Origin of the sequence: Burkholderia sp. AU31652 (assembly GCF_002223155.1) — a bacterium.
In the GTDB taxonomy this organism is placed as follows: domain Bacteria; phylum Pseudomonadota; class Gammaproteobacteria; order Burkholderiales; family Burkholderiaceae; genus Burkholderia.
Map to the genome: position 1 here is coordinate 254,377 of NZ_NKFG01000001.1, position 14,275 is coordinate 268,651.

The following is a 14,275-nucleotide window of genomic DNA, read 5'->3' on the forward strand; positions in this document are numbered from 1 at the left end:
GCCGGCGCGGCCCGCGCCGTTCATTGAAGCTCGACGCGGCGGATCTCGCCGACGACGAACAGGTAGCAGATCACGGCGACGAGCGCGTGCGCGACGACATAGACGAGCGCGCCGTTGAACGAGCCGCTGCGGTCGACGATGTAGCCGATCGCGATCGGCGTCGTGATGCTGGAGAGGTTGCCGCACGTGTTGAGCAGCGCGCCGCTCAAGCCCGCGATCTGGCGCGGCGCGGTGTCGGCGTTGACGGCCCAGCCGAGCGCGCCGAGCCCCTTGCCGAAGAACGACAGCGCCATGAACAGCACGACGAGCACGTGCGAATCGGTGTAGTTGCAGACGATCATCGACATCGACAGCAGCATGCCGACCACGATCGGCACCTTGCGCGCGACCGACAGCGAGCGGCCCTGCTTGAGCAGCCCGTCGGACACGACGCCGCCGAGAATCCCGCCGAGGAACCCGCACACGGCCGGGATCGACGCGACGAGCCCCGCGTTGAGGATCGACATCCCGCGCGCCTGCACGAGATAGACGGGAAACCACGTGATGAAGAAATAGGTGAGCGCGTTGATGCAGTACTGCGCGACGTACACGCCGATCAGCATCCGGCTCTTCAGCAGCGCCTTCACGTGGCGCATCGACGGGCCGCCGTCGCGGCCGCCGGTCGCCTGGTCGATGTTGACGAGCGCGCCGCCTTCGGCGAGGTAGTCGAGCTCCGCGCGGTTGATGGTCGGGTGGTCCTTCGGGTCGTACATCGTGCGGTTCCACACCAGGACGAACGCGAAGCCGAGCACGCCCATCACCGCGAACACCGACTGCCAGCCGAACGCGTGCACGAGCCAGCCCATCAGCGGCGCGAACACGACGGTCGCCGCGTACTGCGCGGCGTTGAAGATCGCCGACGCGGTGCCGCGCTCGGGCGCAGGGAACCACGCGGACACGATCCGGCTGTTGGCCGGGAACGACGGCGCCTCGGCCGCGCCGACCAGGAAGCGCAGCCCGAACAGCAGCGCGAACGCGGCCGTGCCGCCGAAGAAGCCGATCCCGCCTTGCAGCAGCGTGAACAGCGACCAGAAGAAGATGCTGAACGCATAGACGATGCGCGACCCGTAGCGGTCGAGCAGCCAGCCGCCCGGCAGTTGCGCGACCACGTACGACCAGCCGAACGCGGAAAAGATGAAGCCCATCTGCACGTGGCTCAGGTGCAGCGCGCGGGCGAGGCTCGGGCCGGCGATCGCGATCGCCGCGCGATCCGCGTAGTTGATCGTCGTGACCGCGAACAGGACGGCCAGCACCAGCCAGCGCACGCGCGTGCGCCGGGCCGTTGCCGACGCGGACGCCGGCAGCGCTTGAAGCGGATTCATGACTGTCTCCTCCGAAGGGCGGAAGGTGCCGTCGTGCGGCAGGCGCGTCGATGCGCGCCATTCGTATGGGGGCTGCCGGCCGGAGGCCGGACGCCGCTACCGCAGGGCAGGGCGTCCGGGCCATTCTGTCATGGCGAAATTTGCGCCTTCATGCCAATTGCTGACTTGATCGATTCACGATTTGAATCGATCGGCCTGGCGACCGCTCAGACACGCGCGTCGTCCGCGGCGGCGCCGTGATGGCGCGCCACGTGCTGCGCGAGAAACTCGACGGCGGCGCGCACGCCGGGCAACTGGCCGCGCCGGTGCGGCATCAGCAGCGTCGTCGTGACGGTGCCGGCGCGCCAGCCGGGCAACACGCGCACGAGGGCACCGGACGCGAGCGCCGCGCCGGCGATCCAGTCGGGCAGGCATGCGATGCCGAGGCCGGCGGTCGCCGCCTGCAGCAGCAGCGTCGATTCGTCGGCCTGCAGGCGCAGGCGCGGCGTCACGTCGACGGTGTCCCCGCCGCGTTGCAGCCGCCACGGCTGCTGGGCCGGTTGCAGCCCGTCATGCTGCGCGAGATCGGCGGGCGTGTCCGGTGTGCCGGCACGCGCGAGATAGGCCGGTGACGCCACGGCGACGATCGGTGATGCCGCGAGCGGCCGTTGCACGAGCGCGGAATCGGGCAGCGGCGCGAAATGGCTGCGCACGGCGATGTCGAAGCCTTCCTGCGCGATGTCGACGAGGCGGTCGCTCGCGTGAATCTGCAGCAGCAGCTTCGGGTGCGCGACCGCCAGCGCGGGCAGGCACGGCGCGAGGATGTGCTGCGCGACCGGCACCGAGCTCGTGATCCGCACGACGCCGGCCGGCTCGGCGGCTTGCCGCAGCACCGCGTCGCGCGCGCTTTCGGCCTCGATCACGGCCGCGCGGGCATGTTCGAAGAATTCGGCGCCGACCGGCGTGAGCCGGAAGCTGCGCGACGTGCGATGCACGAGCCGCGCGCCAAGCGTGCGCTCGAGCTCGGCCACGCGTTTGCTGACCGTCGATTTCGGCAGGTCGAGCCGGCGCGCGGCGGCCGACATGCTGCCGGCGTCGACCGCCTGCACGAACAGGTAGAGATCGTTCAGGTTCACTTCCAGCGTCCACATGGAGAAACGACGGGTTTCAATTTTAGCGGCTACTGCGCCATCGTTCGTCATGGGAGCATGACTGTTCGTTCAACTTCTGCGGAATCCCCCGATGTCTCCCATTCTTCTCTACGGCATTCCCGCCGGCTGCTCGTTCGGCTCGATCGTTGCGCTCGAATGGACCGGCCGCCCGTACCGGCTGTCGCGCATCACGATGCCGGGCCTCGTGACGAGCGATGCGTTCCTCGCGCTGAACCCCGTCGCGGAGACGCCGGCGTTCGTGACCGCGAACGGCGACGTGCTGACCGAAAGCCTCGCGATCCTCGGCCATATCGGCGCGCAGGCGCTCGACAGCGGCCTTGCGTTCCGCCAGGGCAGCGCGGATTTCGACCGGCTGAACCGGATGCAGGCATGGTTGAACACGACGTTCTTCAACGCGTTCGGTGCGCTCTGGTACGTGTACGAACACGACACCGAAAGCGCCGAGAAAGCGGCGTTGCAGGCGTACGGCCGCGGCAAGGTGCTGAAGGCGCACCGGCAGCTCGAGGCGATGCTCGAACGCGGCGAAGGCCCGTGGCTGCTGGGCGCACGGCGCACGCTGGCCGACGCGTACTTCGCCGGGATCGCGCGCTGGGCCGACTATCACGCGGTGTTCGAGCCCGAAGCATTCCCGCGCGTCGCCGCACTGCGTGCGCGGCTCGCCGACGATGCAGGCGTGCAATTCGCGCATGCGATCGAGGAAAACCTGCCGCTGCCGGCATCGTCGGCGTTCGAAGGGCATGTATCGGTCGACGATGCACTGGCAAGCGCACGCGACATCGCGATTCCAGCCCGCACGATCTGACCGGCGTCGTGATCGCCCGAAGGGATGGAACGCGTGGATGCTATTTTTTTACCCGGATAATATTGACATCCAATTTATACCCGGATAAAAATAGCGTCATTCCGATTCCGGCCTGCGGGCGACCACGATGACTATCACCACACTGCTTCCTTCCTACACGGCGTTCGACGGCCACCGACGCCTTGCGTCGGGCCCGCTCGCGACCGTCGCGCTCGCGGTTCGCCAGGCTGCCGGCGATGCGATGTCCGCCACGATCCTGATCTTCGACGACGCGACCGGCCGTTCGATCGACCTCGACCTGCGCGGCACGGCGGACGAGATCCGCGCGCGCTATGCGCCTCCGCAGGGCGATGCATCGGCCGGCTCAGGCGAGCCGGCCGGCGCGGGCGAACAGCGCGGCCGCGGCCGGCCGAAGCTCGGCGTCGTGTCGCGCGAGGTCACGCTGCTGCCGCGTCACTGGGAATGGCTGGCCACGCAGCCCGGCGGCGCGTCGGTCGCGTTGCGCAAGCTTGTCGAGGACGCACGGCGCACCCATGCGGAAGCCGACCGGCGACGCGACGCGCAGGCGCGCGCCTACCACTTCATGTCGGCGATGGCGGGCGACCTGCCCGGTTTCGAGGAGGCCGCGCGCGCGCTGTATGCGAACGACCTGACACGCGTCGCCGAGCTGATCGCCGGCTGGCCGGACGACGTGCGCGACCATGCGCTCGCGCTGGCACGCGGCGAACTGCCGCCGTCCACCGAAGACTGCCGACAGGAGCATCGGACGCCATGACCGCATTCGATCTGAATCGCGGCGCGATCGCGCCGGTTGCCGACGAGGTCGATCTCGTCGAGCTGCGCGTGACCGGCACGATCCCGCACGAACTCGCCGGCACGTTGCTGCGCAACGGCCCGAATCCGCCGGGCGGCCGTTTCGAAGGAAACGACATGCTGTCGTGGTGGCCGGAAGCCGCGATGCTGCACGCGATCGCGTTCGAAGGCGGCCGCGCGACCGGCTACCGGAACCGCTGGGCGCGCACGCAGCGCTGGGCCGCCGTGCATGCGCCTGAAGCGGCATCGCAGCTGCCCGACACCAACCCGAACGTGAACGTGCTGCAGCATGCCGGCGAATTGCTCGCGCTGGCGGAGGGCGGCGCGCCGTTCGCGATCACGGCCGCGCTCGATTCGCTCGGTGTGCCGGCGCGGCACGCGGGCCTCGGCGGCGGGATGACCGCGCATCCGAAGGTCGATCCGGCGACCGGCGAGCTGATTGCGTTCCGCGCGGACTGGCGCGCACCGTGGCTGCGCTACGGTGTCGCCGATGCGCAGGGCGTGCAGCGCGTCGATCTCGAGATCGCGCTGAACGCGCCATCGATGATGCACGACCTCGCGATCACCGAAACCCGCAGCCTGCTGCTCGACCTGAACGTCGGCTACGACTTCTCGCTGCTGAAGCAGGGCCACCGGATGCCGCTGCGCTGGCACGACGACCGGCCCGCGCGCATCGGCGTGCTCCCGCGCCACGGCGGCGCGGTGCGCTGGTTCGACGTCGAGCCGTGCTTCATCTTGCATGTCGTGAACGCGTACGACTGCGACGCGTCGTGCATCGTGCTCGATGCGGTGCGCTATCCGTCGTTCCTGCGGCTCGACGCGGGCAAAGGCCGCTTCGCTGACAACCCGGTCGGCGAGCTGTGGCGCTACGTGATCGATACGGCGAACGGGCTGATCGACGAAGGGCCGCTCGCCGACGGCGGCATCGAGATGCCGCGCATCAACGAAAGCCGGACGGGGCGCCGCTACCGCTACCTGTATGCGGTCGAGCAGCCGAATCCTGTGGAAATGCGCGGCGTGATGCGCTTCGACCACGCGAGCGGCACGACGACGCACTACGCGGTGCCGCCCGGCGACCAGAACAGCGAGCCGGTGTTCGTGCCGCGCCCGGGCGGCGCGAACGAGGACGACGGCTCGCTGCTGGTGATGGTCTACCGCGCGGCGACCGATACGAGTGACGTCGTGATTCTCGATGCGCGCGCGATCGACGCGGGGCCGGTCGCCACCGTGCACCTGCCGCGCCGCGTGCCGGCCGGGTTCCACGGCGCGTGGGTGCCGCGCGAACGTTGAACGTGAGCGGCGGCGCGCGTCACTGCGCGCGCAGCGCGTCGACGATTTTCAGCCGCGCGGCGCGCATCGCCGGCAGGAACCCGCCGACGAGCCCCATCACCAGTGAGAACAGCAGCGTCTTCACGACGATCGCGGGCGTCAGCACGAAGCGGAACGACAGGTCGGCGAAGGTTTGAAAGTTGGTCGTCGAGAACGACGCGAACTGCATCAGCGACGCGCACGCGAGCCCCGCCACACCGCCGACGAAGCCGAGCAGCAGCGCTTCCAGCAGGAACGCGGCGAGCACGTTCGTGCGCTTGAAGCCGAGCGCGCGCAGCGTGCCGATCTCGGCGACGCGGTTCGCGACCGACGCATACATCGTGATCATCGCGCCGATCATCGCGGCGATCGAGAAGATCGTCGACAGCGTGATGCCGAGGATGTTGATGAACGTCGACAGCGCCCTCGACTGATCGCCGTAGAAGGTCTGTTCGCGTTTCGCCTCGTCGGTGAGGCGCGGGTCGACGTCGATGTCGGCCTTGAAGCGCGCGAAGCCGTCGGCACTCGGGATGCGCAGCACCATCGACGAATAGCTGGTGCGCCGGAACGACTGCATCAGCTGGTCGACGTCGCCCCAGATCTCCGAATCGAAGCCGCTGCCGCCCGCGTCGAAGATGCCGACGATGGTCCAGTCGCGCTGCGCGAAATGCAGGCTGTCACCGAGCTGCGTGCCGCTGAAGCCCTTCGCGATCGCGCTGCCGACGATGATTTCCGACGAGCCGGGCGCGAACATGCGGCCGGCGACGAGCTTCACGTGCGGGCGCAGCGCGAGGCCGGACGGCGACACGCCGCGGATCACGACGTTCGACGGCTTGCCGGTCGAGGTCTTCACCAGCGAGATCAGCACGACCGCTTCCTTCGACACGAGCGGCCGGCCGTCGGGGCCGAGCGCGACGGCCGGATGCATTTCGAGCGCATTGGCCTGCTGGTGGTCGATCGAGCTCTGGATCTCGGTTTCGGCGCCCTTGCGGATCACCACCGCGTTGTCGGGTTCGCCGGTCGACACGAGCGTCTGCGTGAGCCCCGCGTCGAGCATCTGCACGGTCGCGAACACGAAGATCACGAGCGCCATCCCGCCGGCGGTCAGCGCGGTGGTGAGCCGTCGGGTCCACAGGTTGCGAGCGATGTAGTTGAGCGGGATCGCCATGGGCCAACCTAACCGATTGCCCGGAGGCCTTCGACGACGCGCACGCGCGCCGCCTGCCACGCCGGCACGATCGCCGCCGCGAAGCCGACCGCGACCGAGCACGCGGCCTGCAGCACGACCGTCTCGGTGGACACCTTGAACACCGGGAAGATGCCGCCGGCCGCCTGCTTGAAGAGACTCGCGGCGGGCGGCGTCGCGAGGATCCCGAGCCCGCCGCCGGCCACCGCGATCACGACCGATTCGCCGAACACGATCAGCGCGAGGAAGCCGGGGCCGAAGCCGAGCGCCTTCAGCGTCGCGTATTCGGCTGTGCGCTCGCGCGCGCTCATCGCCATCGCGTTGGCCATCACGGCCATGATGATCAGGATCACCACATACGACACGAGGCGGATCGCCGCGATGATCTGGTTCGACATCGCGACGAAGCCGAGCTGGAACGCCTGCTCGGTTTCGGTCAGCGTCTCGGCGAGCGAGTTCTTGAACACCGCGTCGACGTGGCGCGCGATCGACGCGCCGTCGTCGGGGTTCGCGACGCCGAGCACGAATACGCCGACCTGGTCGGCCTGCTTCGGCGTGCGCTGGCGCACCGTCTCGTTCAGGTATTCCCAGTGGAACACCAGCTGCCGCGTGATCGTCGAGTCGTCACGGCCGTCCAGGATGCCGCGCACGACGAAATCCCACGTGCCCGGGTAGATCGTGCCCTTCAGCGGGATCACGTCGCCGATCTTGAAGCCGAATTGCGTCGCGAGCTGGCGACCGACGAGGCAGCCGCGGCGGTCGCGATCGTAGTCGGCGCGCTGCTGCGCCGGGATGATGAATTCCGGGTACAGGTCGAGATAGTTGTCCGATACGGCGAAGCTCGCGAAGAAGTTCTTCGGGTCGCGGTAGATGCCGCCGAACCAGTTCGAGCGGACCACGGCCGTCACGCCTTCGACGCCGCGGATCCGGTTCTCGTAGCTGACAGGCAGCGGAAACACGAGCGAGATCGCGTTGCGCGTGACGAGCCGCCCGCTGGAGGCAGCGGCCGCGCCCGCGTACCACGCGTCGACCACGGTGTGCAGCAGCCCGAACGCGAGCACGGCGATGGTGAGCCCGAGCACGGTCAGCAGCGTGCGCAGCCGGTGCCGCATCGCATTGCGCGCGATCAGCTTCAGCACGTACATTGCGCGCGCTCCCGCAGCCGGTCAGCCGGCGTGCCCATCGATCAGCTCCCCTTTTTCCAGATGCACGAGCGAGCGCGCGGCGCCGGCCGCATGCGCGTCGTGGGTCACCATGATGATCGTCTTGCCGAGCTCGGCGTTCATCCGCTGCAGCATCTCGAGCACGTCGGTGGCCGACGTGCGGTCGAGGTCGCCGGTCGGCTCGTCGGCGACAATCAGCACCGGATCGGTGATCAGCGCGCGCGCGATCGCGACACGCTGCTGCTGGCCGCCCGACAGCTCGGACGGGTAATGGCTCGTCCGGTCGCCGAGGTTCACCATGTCGAGCACGAGCTCGACCCGTTCGCGCCGCTCGCGGCGCGACAGGTGCGTGAGCATCAGCGGCAGCTCGACGTTCTCGAACGCGGTGAGCACCGGCATCAGGTTGTAGAACTGGAAGATGAAGCCGACGTTCGCCGCGCGCCATTCGGCCAGTTGCGCCTCCGCGAGCAGCGAGATGTCGAGCCCGCCCACGCGCAGCTCGCCGCTGTCGGGCCGGTCGATGCCGGCCACCAGGTTCAGCAGCGTGCTCTTGCCGGAGCCGGACGGCCCCATCAGTGCGACGAAGTCGCCTTCGCCGATGTCGAGCGTGATGTCGGTCAGCACGGGCACGATCTGGTTGCCGCGCCGGTACGACTTCGCGACGTGGCTAAGCTCGACGAGGGGCGGCTGGGCGTCGTTCACGCGTGCGCTACTTCTTCGCGACGGTCACTTTCGCGCCGTCCTTTAGCTTCGCATCCGGCGCGAGCACGACCGTGTCGCCGGGCTTCACGCCGGTGAGCGCGACGAGTTCGCCGATCCGCATGCCGCGCGTCACGGGCACGGCGCGCACCACATCGTCCTTCACGACGAACACGACCGGCCGCCCGTCGCGCTCCACGACCGCGCTGGCCTGCACGGCCGTCACGGGCTGCCGGTCCTGTGCCGACACGGGCTTCGACAGGAACGCGATCTTCGCGCTCATGTCGGGCAGCACGCGGTCGTCGCGGTCGACGAAGCGCACCTTCACGAGCACGGTGGCCTTCGAGCGGTCGACGGTCGGCACGATGCGCGACACGCGGCCCGCGAACCGCATGTCGGGCAGCGCGTCGAGCTGGACCTCGCACGGCTGCTCGGCGCGGATCTTCGCGATGTTCGATTCGGCGACGTCGGCCTCGACCTCGAGCGTGTCCATGTCGGCGATCGTCACGACCGCGCCCTTGCTGTCCGACGCGGACGAGAACGGCGTGATGTTGTCGCCGACGTTCGCGTGCTTCGCGAGCACGATGCCGTCGAACGGCGCGCGGATCACCGTCTGGTCGACTGCCACCTGCGCGGCCTGTGCGTTGGCCTCGGCCGATGCGATCGCGGCCTGGTCGCTGTTGAGCGTCGCGCGCGCCTTGTTCACACGGGCCGTGTCGGTGTCGAGCTGCGCGGCCGGCACGGCGCCCTTGGGCGCGAGCGCGGACGTGCGGCGCAACGCGATCTCCGCATCCTTCAGTTCCGCCTGCGCGACGCCGAGGTTCGCGCGGGACACCTGCACCTGCGCGCGCGCCTGCGCGAGCGATGCGCGCACGTCGTTGCTTTCGAGCCGCGCGATGATCTCGTCCTGCTTCACGCGCGTGCCTTCGAGCACGCCGAGCCATTCGACGCGCCCCTGGCCCTTCGACGCGACCGCGGCCTTGCGCTGCGGCACGACGTAGCCGGTCGCATTGAGCTGCGTGTCGTTCTGGTACGGGTAGGCGGACGTGACGGCGGTGGTTTCGACGGCCGGCCGGCCGGTGAGCGCGAGGCCGGCGGCAATCGCGCCGATGACGAGCGCGGCGGCCACCGCGTAGCGGAGCCACCGGCGACGGCGGGGCGCCGGTGCGAGCGGACGCCGGTCGATTTTCAGTTTGTCCAGATTGTGATCGGGCAATTTGAGCGCCTCGAGACGGCGGCGGTCTGGCGACCGGCCGCGATCCGGTTTCCGGGGAAAGGGACGGATGGACGCCAGTATAAGCGTCGCCCCGACGGTGCGCGAGCCGGATTGCAGCGTCGCCGCGGCGGCCGCCGGACGGGGCGCCGCCCCGGGGATACGCGTGCTCCCCCGGGGAAACCCGAGGGGCGCAAGCAACGTGTCAACTTGCCGCGAACACGGTGCGTTATGGAACCAGTGCGTCAGGTTTTGTCGCGACGGCACGGCGCAAGCCGGCCTTGCGGCCTGGGGCTCCGATGCGAATGCCTCGCATCTTTACTGACCGGTACGTTTGATTTTTTCTCCGCTAAAGGAAGAACAATGAAGAAGACGCTCGCTTCGATCATCGCCGCAGCATTCGCACTCGCATCGGTTTCGGCATTCGCACAGGCGTCCGCGCCGGCAGCCGACACGTCGGCAGCCGCTCCGGCACCGGCCAAGAAGGATCACAGCAAGCCGAAGCACCAGCTGAAGCGCCACGGTTCGGCCAAGGGCAAGGCGAAGGCCGAAGCTGCATCGGCAGCCGGCACGAACGACGCAGGCGCGCAGAACTAAGAAGCGCGTTGCGCTGCGGCCGGCACCGCCGGCCGCCAGTCGCGAGACCCCGCATGTTCACGCATGCGGGGTTTTGTTTTTTTCAGGCCTCGTGTTCATCGGCCGGCGGCGGCGGCGGCGCGCGCATCGCGTCGACCACCGTGCGCATGCGCCGCCAGTGCGAGCCTTCCCAGAACACGCGCCGGCACACGTCGCACGCGGCGAAGCGCCGGTGCCGCAGCCGGACGCCGGCCGGCACGCGTGGCGCGGCAGCGGCCGCGTCGAGCGGATGCAGCGGCGCATTGCAGCGCAGGCACAGCCGGAATGGCCGCATGTGCGGCGCGAGATCGAGCCGTTCGAACAGTTCGCGCAGCTGGTCGGCCGGCTGCAGCGCGTGCAGGTAGCAGCCGCGCGCGACCGCGCGCCGCTTGAGCAGCTCGCGGTCGCGGGTCAGCACGATCCGGCCCTCCCGCGCGGCGAGCGCCGCGAGCTCGTCGTCGCGGTAGTGGTTGTCATAGCAGGTGTCGAAGCCCGCGAGGCGCAGCAGTTGCGCGAGGCCGCCGAGATGCGCGTCGGCGACGAAGCGCCATTGCGCGGGCGGCGCGGTGGCCCCGTTCACGGCAGCCGGCTGTGCGCGTTCCGGAAAAGCCTCGACCCGGTCGCCGTCGTCGAGCGGCCGGTCGAGCGCGGCCGGCGCATCGTTCACGCACAGCCGGCCGATTTCGGTATGCGGGACGCCGAGCGCCTCGATCGCGTGCTTCACCGTCGCGTCGCGCGCACATGCGTGCCCGAACGCGCGGTCGCGCTGGGCGCGCGGGAGAAAGGCGTTCAGTTCGTCGTGGAAGCGGAAGGTCGCGGTCGCCATGCGGGCAGTATGGCACCGCGCCTGGCCGGCCGCGTGCCCTGCAGGCGCCACGCATCTGTGTTTAACTCCCCGCTTCACGGAGCGAAGGAGCGGGAAATGGATCTCGGATTTATCGGGCTGGGTGAAATGGGGCAGGCAATCGCGACGAACCTGCTGAAGGCCGGGCACACGGTGCGCGTCTGGAACCGGTCGCGCGAGCGCGCCGAGCCGCTCGCGGCCGTCGGCGCGCAGATCGTCGACACGCCGGCCGACGCGTTTCGCGGCGACGCGGTGTTCTCGATGCTGGCCGACGACGCCGCGGCGCGCGCGATCTTCGACGACGCACTGCTCGCCCAGGCGCCGCGCGGCCTGATCCACGTGAACATGGCGACGGTGTCGGTCGCGCTGGCCGAATCGCTCGCGCATGCGCATGCGTCGCGTGGCATCCATTACGTCGCCGCGCCGGTGATGGGCCGGCCGGACGTCGCGGCCGCCGCGCGCCTGACGATCATGGCGGGCGGCCCGGCCGAGGCGATTGACCGCGTGCAGCCGCTGTTCGACGCGATCGGCCAGAAGACCTGGCGGTTCGGGTCGTTGCCGCAGCACGCGAACGTCGCGAAGATCGCCGCGAACTTCACGCTCGCGTCGGCGATCGAGACGCTCGGCGAAGCGTCTGCCTTGCTGGGCGCGCACGGCGTCGCGATGCGCGACTTCCTCGACGTGATCACCGGCAGCGTGTTTCCGGGCCCCGTCTACGAAGGCTACGGCTCGATGATCGCCGAGCGGCGCTACGAGCCCGCGCGCTTCAAGGCGCGCCTCGGGCTGAAGGACGTTCGCCTTGCGCTGGAAGCGGGCGACGCCGTGTCGGTGCCGCTGCCGGTGGCGAGCGTTGTGCGCGACAACCTGCTCGACGCGCTGGCGCACGGCGGCGGCGAGCAGGATTTCGCGGTGCTCGGCGAAGTCGCGCTGCGCCGAGCGGGCCGCTGAGCCGTCGCGCGACAGAAGTCCGGCGCACCGGCATAATCGACGTTTCCTTTTTCCTTGCATCGACGCAGAGGCGGGCATGAACTTGCATACGTGGTGGCTTTTCGTGGCGACGGTGTTCGTCGTGTCGGCGATTCCGGGCCCGAACATGCTGCTGGTGATGACGCACGGCGCGCGGCACGGGTTGCGGCGTTCGACGTGGACGATGGCCGGCTGCCTCACCGCGCTGGTGCTGATGCTGTCGGTGTCGGCGGCGGGCCTCGGTGCGGTGCTCGAAGCGTGGCCGGCGATGTTCAACACGTTGCGCTTCGCGGGCGCGGCCTACCTGATCTACCTCGGCGTGAAGGCCTGGCGCGCACGCGTCGACGACGAGCAGCCGGCCGCCGACGTCGACACCGTGTCGCGCCAGGCCGCGCCGGCATCGCGCGGGACGCTGTTCCGCAACGGCTTTCTGGTCGCGGGCAGCAACCCGAAGGCGATCCTGTTCGCGGCTGCGCTGCTGCCGCAGTTCATCAACGCGGCCGAGCCGACGCTGCCGCAGTTCGGCATTCTCGTCGTCACGTTCGCGGTGATCGAGGTGAGCTGGTATCTCGTCTACGCGTCGTTCGGCACGCGCATCGGCGCGACGCTGAAGAGCCAGAGCGTGGCGAAGATCTTCAACCGGCTGACGGGCGGGTTGTTCGTCGGCTTCGGCGCGATGATGGCGCTGGTCCGTCACTGATTTCGCACTGACACCGGCGTACCGAACGCCCCGTTCCTCTCAAGAGGGCGGGGCGTTCTGCTTTTCGGGCCTCCGTCACTCGCTTGCTTAAGCACGCGGGCGCGTCCATGCCGCCGCGCCGGCGCCGCGTCCGGCCGTGAGCCCGAAGACGGCGGCCGCGCCGGCGAACGCAAACCCCACGCCGCACACCGTGCTCCACCCGCCCGAGGCCCACGCGCTGCCTGCGAGCGCCGCGCCGAGCGCGCCGCCGATGAAGAACAGCCCGACGAACAGTCCGTTCAGGCGGCCGCGCGCGGCCGGGTTCAGCAGGTTGATCGCGCGGCGGCCGATCGTCTGGTCGACGATGACGCCCGCGTCGAGCAGCGCCGCACCGCCGGCCAGCAGCGCGAGCGCGAGGCCGCGATGCAGGTGTGCGTCGAAGCCGAACCAGCCGGCGCCCGCGATGCCGAGCAAGACGAGCGCCACGAGCATCGTGACGTGCGCGATCCGCTGCGCGGCCGGGCCATGCCCATGGTCGCCGGCACGGCCCGCGAGCGGCGTGACGATCGCGCCGCTCGCGCCGGCGAACGCGAACAGCGCAATGCCGTGCAGGTCGAGGCCGAACGGCGGCTGCGCGAGCCGCAGCCCGACGGCGGTCCAGAATGCGCTGAACGCGGCCATCGCGAGCGCGGCCGACAGCGCATGCCGGCGCAGCACCGGCTCGTCGGCCAGCAGGCGGCCCATCGACGCAAGCAGCGTGCGGTAGCCGGCCGAGATCGACGGTGTGCGCGACGGCAGGCGCAGCGCGAGCACCACGGCGATCGCGGCATTCGCGAGCGCGGCCAGCACATAGAACCCGCGCCAGCCGGCCGAGCCCGCGATCAGGCTCGCGAGCGGCCGCGACAGCAGGATGCCGAGCATCAGCCCGCTCATCACGTTGCCGACCGCGCGACCGCGCTGCGCCTCGGGCGCCATCGACGCGGCCATCGGCACGAGCATCTGGATCACGCTCGACGCGGCGCCGGCCACGAGCGTCGCCAGCAGGAATACGGTGCCCGACCGCGTGAACGCCGGCAGCGCGAGCGCGGCCGCGCACGCGGCCAGCGTCGTGACGATCAGGCGGCGGTTCTCGAGCAGGTCGACGAGCGGGACGAGCAGCACGAGCCCGGCCGCGTAGCCGAGCTGCGGCAGCATCGCGACGAGGCCGGCCAGGCCGGGCGGCAGGTGCAGGTCGGCGCTGATCGGGCCCGTCAGCGGCTGCGCGGCGAACAGGTCCATCACGATCACGCCGACCGTCGCGGCGAAGAACAGCGTCATGCCGGCGCTCAGCGCGGGCGGCGTGCCGGCCGGCGCGCTGACGGGCGGGCGCGCGGTGGCGGGGCAAGGGTTGGCAGGGCAGTTCATCGGAAGCCTGGCGAGTGGGTCGAAGAAGTCCCCATCGTAGGCGCCCGATGTTTATGCGACAATTGAAATAT

Annotated in this window: 14 protein-coding genes; 6 read left to right on the top strand and 8 right to left on the bottom strand. The window is 69.8% G+C overall.

The features are described 5' to 3' along the window. Positions 1–20 precede the first annotated feature (20 nt). Complete coding sequence (locus CFB40_RS01225) at positions 21–1,361, bottom strand: MFS transporter (RefSeq protein WP_089430465.1); 1,341 nt, start codon at positions 1,359–1,361, stop codon at positions 21–23. 206 nt (positions 1,362–1,567) lie between these two features. Further along, the gene (locus CFB40_RS01230) at positions 1,568–2,542 is read right to left on the bottom strand and encodes a LysR family transcriptional regulator (protein WP_089430466.1); all 975 of its coding nucleotides are present in this window, start codon (positions 2,540–2,542) and stop codon (positions 1,568–1,570) included. Between the two features lie 40 nt (positions 2,543–2,582). Here CFB40_RS01230 and CFB40_RS01235 point away from each other — a divergent pair, with 40 nt between their 5' ends. The 3 genes from CFB40_RS01235 to CFB40_RS01245 all read left to right on the top strand — a co-directional run bounded on the left by CFB40_RS01235 (position 2,583) and on the right by CFB40_RS01245 (position 5,417). Further along, positions 2,583–3,314, top strand: coding sequence for a glutathione S-transferase family protein (locus CFB40_RS01235; RefSeq protein WP_089430467.1), 732 nt, complete (start codon positions 2,583–2,585; stop codon positions 3,312–3,314). A 127-nt stretch (positions 3,315–3,441) separates the two neighbouring features. After that, a complete protein-coding gene (locus tag CFB40_RS01240; protein WP_089430468.1) occupies positions 3,442–4,089 on the top strand; it encodes a DUF2239 family protein in 648 nt (215 codons plus the stop codon). Beyond that, positions 4,086–5,417, top strand: coding sequence for a carotenoid oxygenase family protein (locus CFB40_RS01245; protein WP_089430469.1), 1,332 nt, complete (start codon positions 4,086–4,088; stop codon positions 5,415–5,417). Before CFB40_RS01240 ends, CFB40_RS01245 begins: the two co-directional genes overlap by 4 nt. 19 nt (positions 5,418–5,436) lie before the next feature. Here the strand turns inward: CFB40_RS01245 and CFB40_RS01250 are convergent, their stop codons facing one another. From CFB40_RS01250 to CFB40_RS01265, 4 genes are read right to left on the bottom strand one after another with little or no spacing between them, the layout of a single operon-like run. Then, on the bottom strand, positions 5,437–6,603 hold the full coding sequence (locus CFB40_RS01250; RefSeq protein WP_089424263.1) for an ABC transporter permease: 1,167 nt from the start codon (positions 6,601–6,603) through the stop codon (positions 5,437–5,439). Positions 6,604–6,611: 8 nt separating this feature from the next. Beyond that, the gene (locus CFB40_RS01255) at positions 6,612–7,766 is read right to left on the bottom strand and encodes an ABC transporter permease (protein WP_089424264.1); all 1,155 of its coding nucleotides are present in this window, start codon (positions 7,764–7,766) and stop codon (positions 6,612–6,614) included. A 21-nt stretch (positions 7,767–7,787) separates the two neighbouring features. Then, a complete protein-coding gene (locus tag CFB40_RS01260) occupies positions 7,788–8,486 on the bottom strand; it encodes an ABC transporter ATP-binding protein (RefSeq protein ID WP_089430470.1) in 699 nt (232 codons plus the stop codon). Between the two features lie 7 nt (positions 8,487–8,493). After that, positions 8,494–9,699, bottom strand: a complete 1,206-nt coding sequence (locus CFB40_RS01265) for an efflux RND transporter periplasmic adaptor subunit (RefSeq protein ID WP_089430471.1) — start codon at positions 9,697–9,699, stop codon at positions 8,494–8,496. Between the two features lie 360 nt (positions 9,700–10,059). On the opposite strand from CFB40_RS01265, the gene CFB40_RS01270 reads away from it, so the two are divergent. Next, positions 10,060–10,293, top strand: a complete 234-nt coding sequence (locus tag CFB40_RS01270) for a hypothetical protein (protein ID WP_089424267.1) — start codon at positions 10,060–10,062, stop codon at positions 10,291–10,293. 82 nt (positions 10,294–10,375) lie between these two features. On the opposite strand, the gene CFB40_RS01275 is transcribed toward CFB40_RS01270, so the two are convergent. Further along, on the bottom strand, positions 10,376–11,137 hold the full coding sequence (locus tag CFB40_RS01275; protein WP_089424268.1) for a Mut7-C RNAse domain-containing protein: 762 nt from the start codon (positions 11,135–11,137) through the stop codon (positions 10,376–10,378). Positions 11,138–11,146: 9 nt separating this feature from the next. On the opposite strand from CFB40_RS01275, the gene CFB40_RS01280 reads away from it, so the two are divergent. Both CFB40_RS01280 and CFB40_RS01285 read left to right on the top strand, forming a co-directional pair. Continuing rightward, positions 11,147–12,103, top strand: a complete 957-nt coding sequence (locus CFB40_RS01280) for an NAD(P)-dependent oxidoreductase (RefSeq protein WP_226124041.1) — start codon at positions 11,147–11,149, stop codon at positions 12,101–12,103. A gap of 76 nt (positions 12,104–12,179) precedes the next feature. After that, positions 12,180–12,821, top strand: a complete 642-nt coding sequence (locus tag CFB40_RS01285) for a LysE family translocator (protein WP_089424269.1) — start codon at positions 12,180–12,182, stop codon at positions 12,819–12,821. Between the two features lie 87 nt (positions 12,822–12,908). Here CFB40_RS01285 and CFB40_RS01290 read toward each other — a convergent pair whose 3' ends face one another. Then, the gene (locus tag CFB40_RS01290) at positions 12,909–14,204 is read right to left on the bottom strand and encodes an MFS transporter (protein WP_089430472.1); all 1,296 of its coding nucleotides are present in this window, start codon (positions 14,202–14,204) and stop codon (positions 12,909–12,911) included. Positions 14,205–14,275 lie beyond the last annotated feature (71 nt).

Excerpts from the sequence above, each read along its gene's own strand:
- CFB40_RS01235 (WP_089430467.1), top strand. The coding sequence starts at position 2,583 with ATGTCTCCCATTCTTCTCTACGGCATTCCCGCCGGCTGCTCGTTCGGC.
- CFB40_RS01255 (WP_089424264.1), bottom strand. The coding sequence starts at position 7,766 with ATGTACGTGCTGAAGCTGATCGCGCGCAATGCGATGCGGCACCGGCTG.
- CFB40_RS01245 (WP_089430469.1), top strand. The coding sequence starts at position 4,086 with ATGACCGCATTCGATCTGAATCGCGGCGCGATCGCGCCGGTTGCCGAC.
- CFB40_RS01285 (WP_089424269.1), top strand. The coding sequence starts at position 12,180 with ATGAACTTGCATACGTGGTGGCTTTTCGTGGCGACGGTGTTCGTCGTG.
- CFB40_RS01270 (WP_089424267.1), top strand. The coding sequence starts at position 10,060 with ATGAAGAAGACGCTCGCTTCGATCATCGCCGCAGCATTCGCACTCGCA.
- CFB40_RS01250 (WP_089424263.1), bottom strand. The coding sequence starts at position 6,603 with ATGGCGATCCCGCTCAACTACATCGCTCGCAACCTGTGGACCCGACGG.
- CFB40_RS01275 (WP_089424268.1), bottom strand. The coding sequence starts at position 11,137 with ATGGCGACCGCGACCTTCCGCTTCCACGACGAACTGAACGCCTTTCTC.
- CFB40_RS01290 (WP_089430472.1), bottom strand. The coding sequence starts at position 14,204 with ATGAACTGCCCTGCCAACCCTTGCCCCGCCACCGCGCGCCCGCCCGTC.
- CFB40_RS01225 (WP_089430465.1), bottom strand. The coding sequence starts at position 1,361 with ATGAATCCGCTTCAAGCGCTGCCGGCGTCCGCGTCGGCAACGGCCCGG.
- CFB40_RS01240 (WP_089430468.1), top strand. The coding sequence starts at position 3,442 with ATGACTATCACCACACTGCTTCCTTCCTACACGGCGTTCGACGGCCAC.
- CFB40_RS01280 (WP_226124041.1), top strand. The coding sequence starts at position 11,147 with ATGGCACCGCGCCTGGCCGGCCGCGTGCCCTGCAGGCGCCACGCATCT.
- CFB40_RS01230 (WP_089430466.1), bottom strand. The coding sequence starts at position 2,542 with ATGACGAACGATGGCGCAGTAGCCGCTAAAATTGAAACCCGTCGTTTC.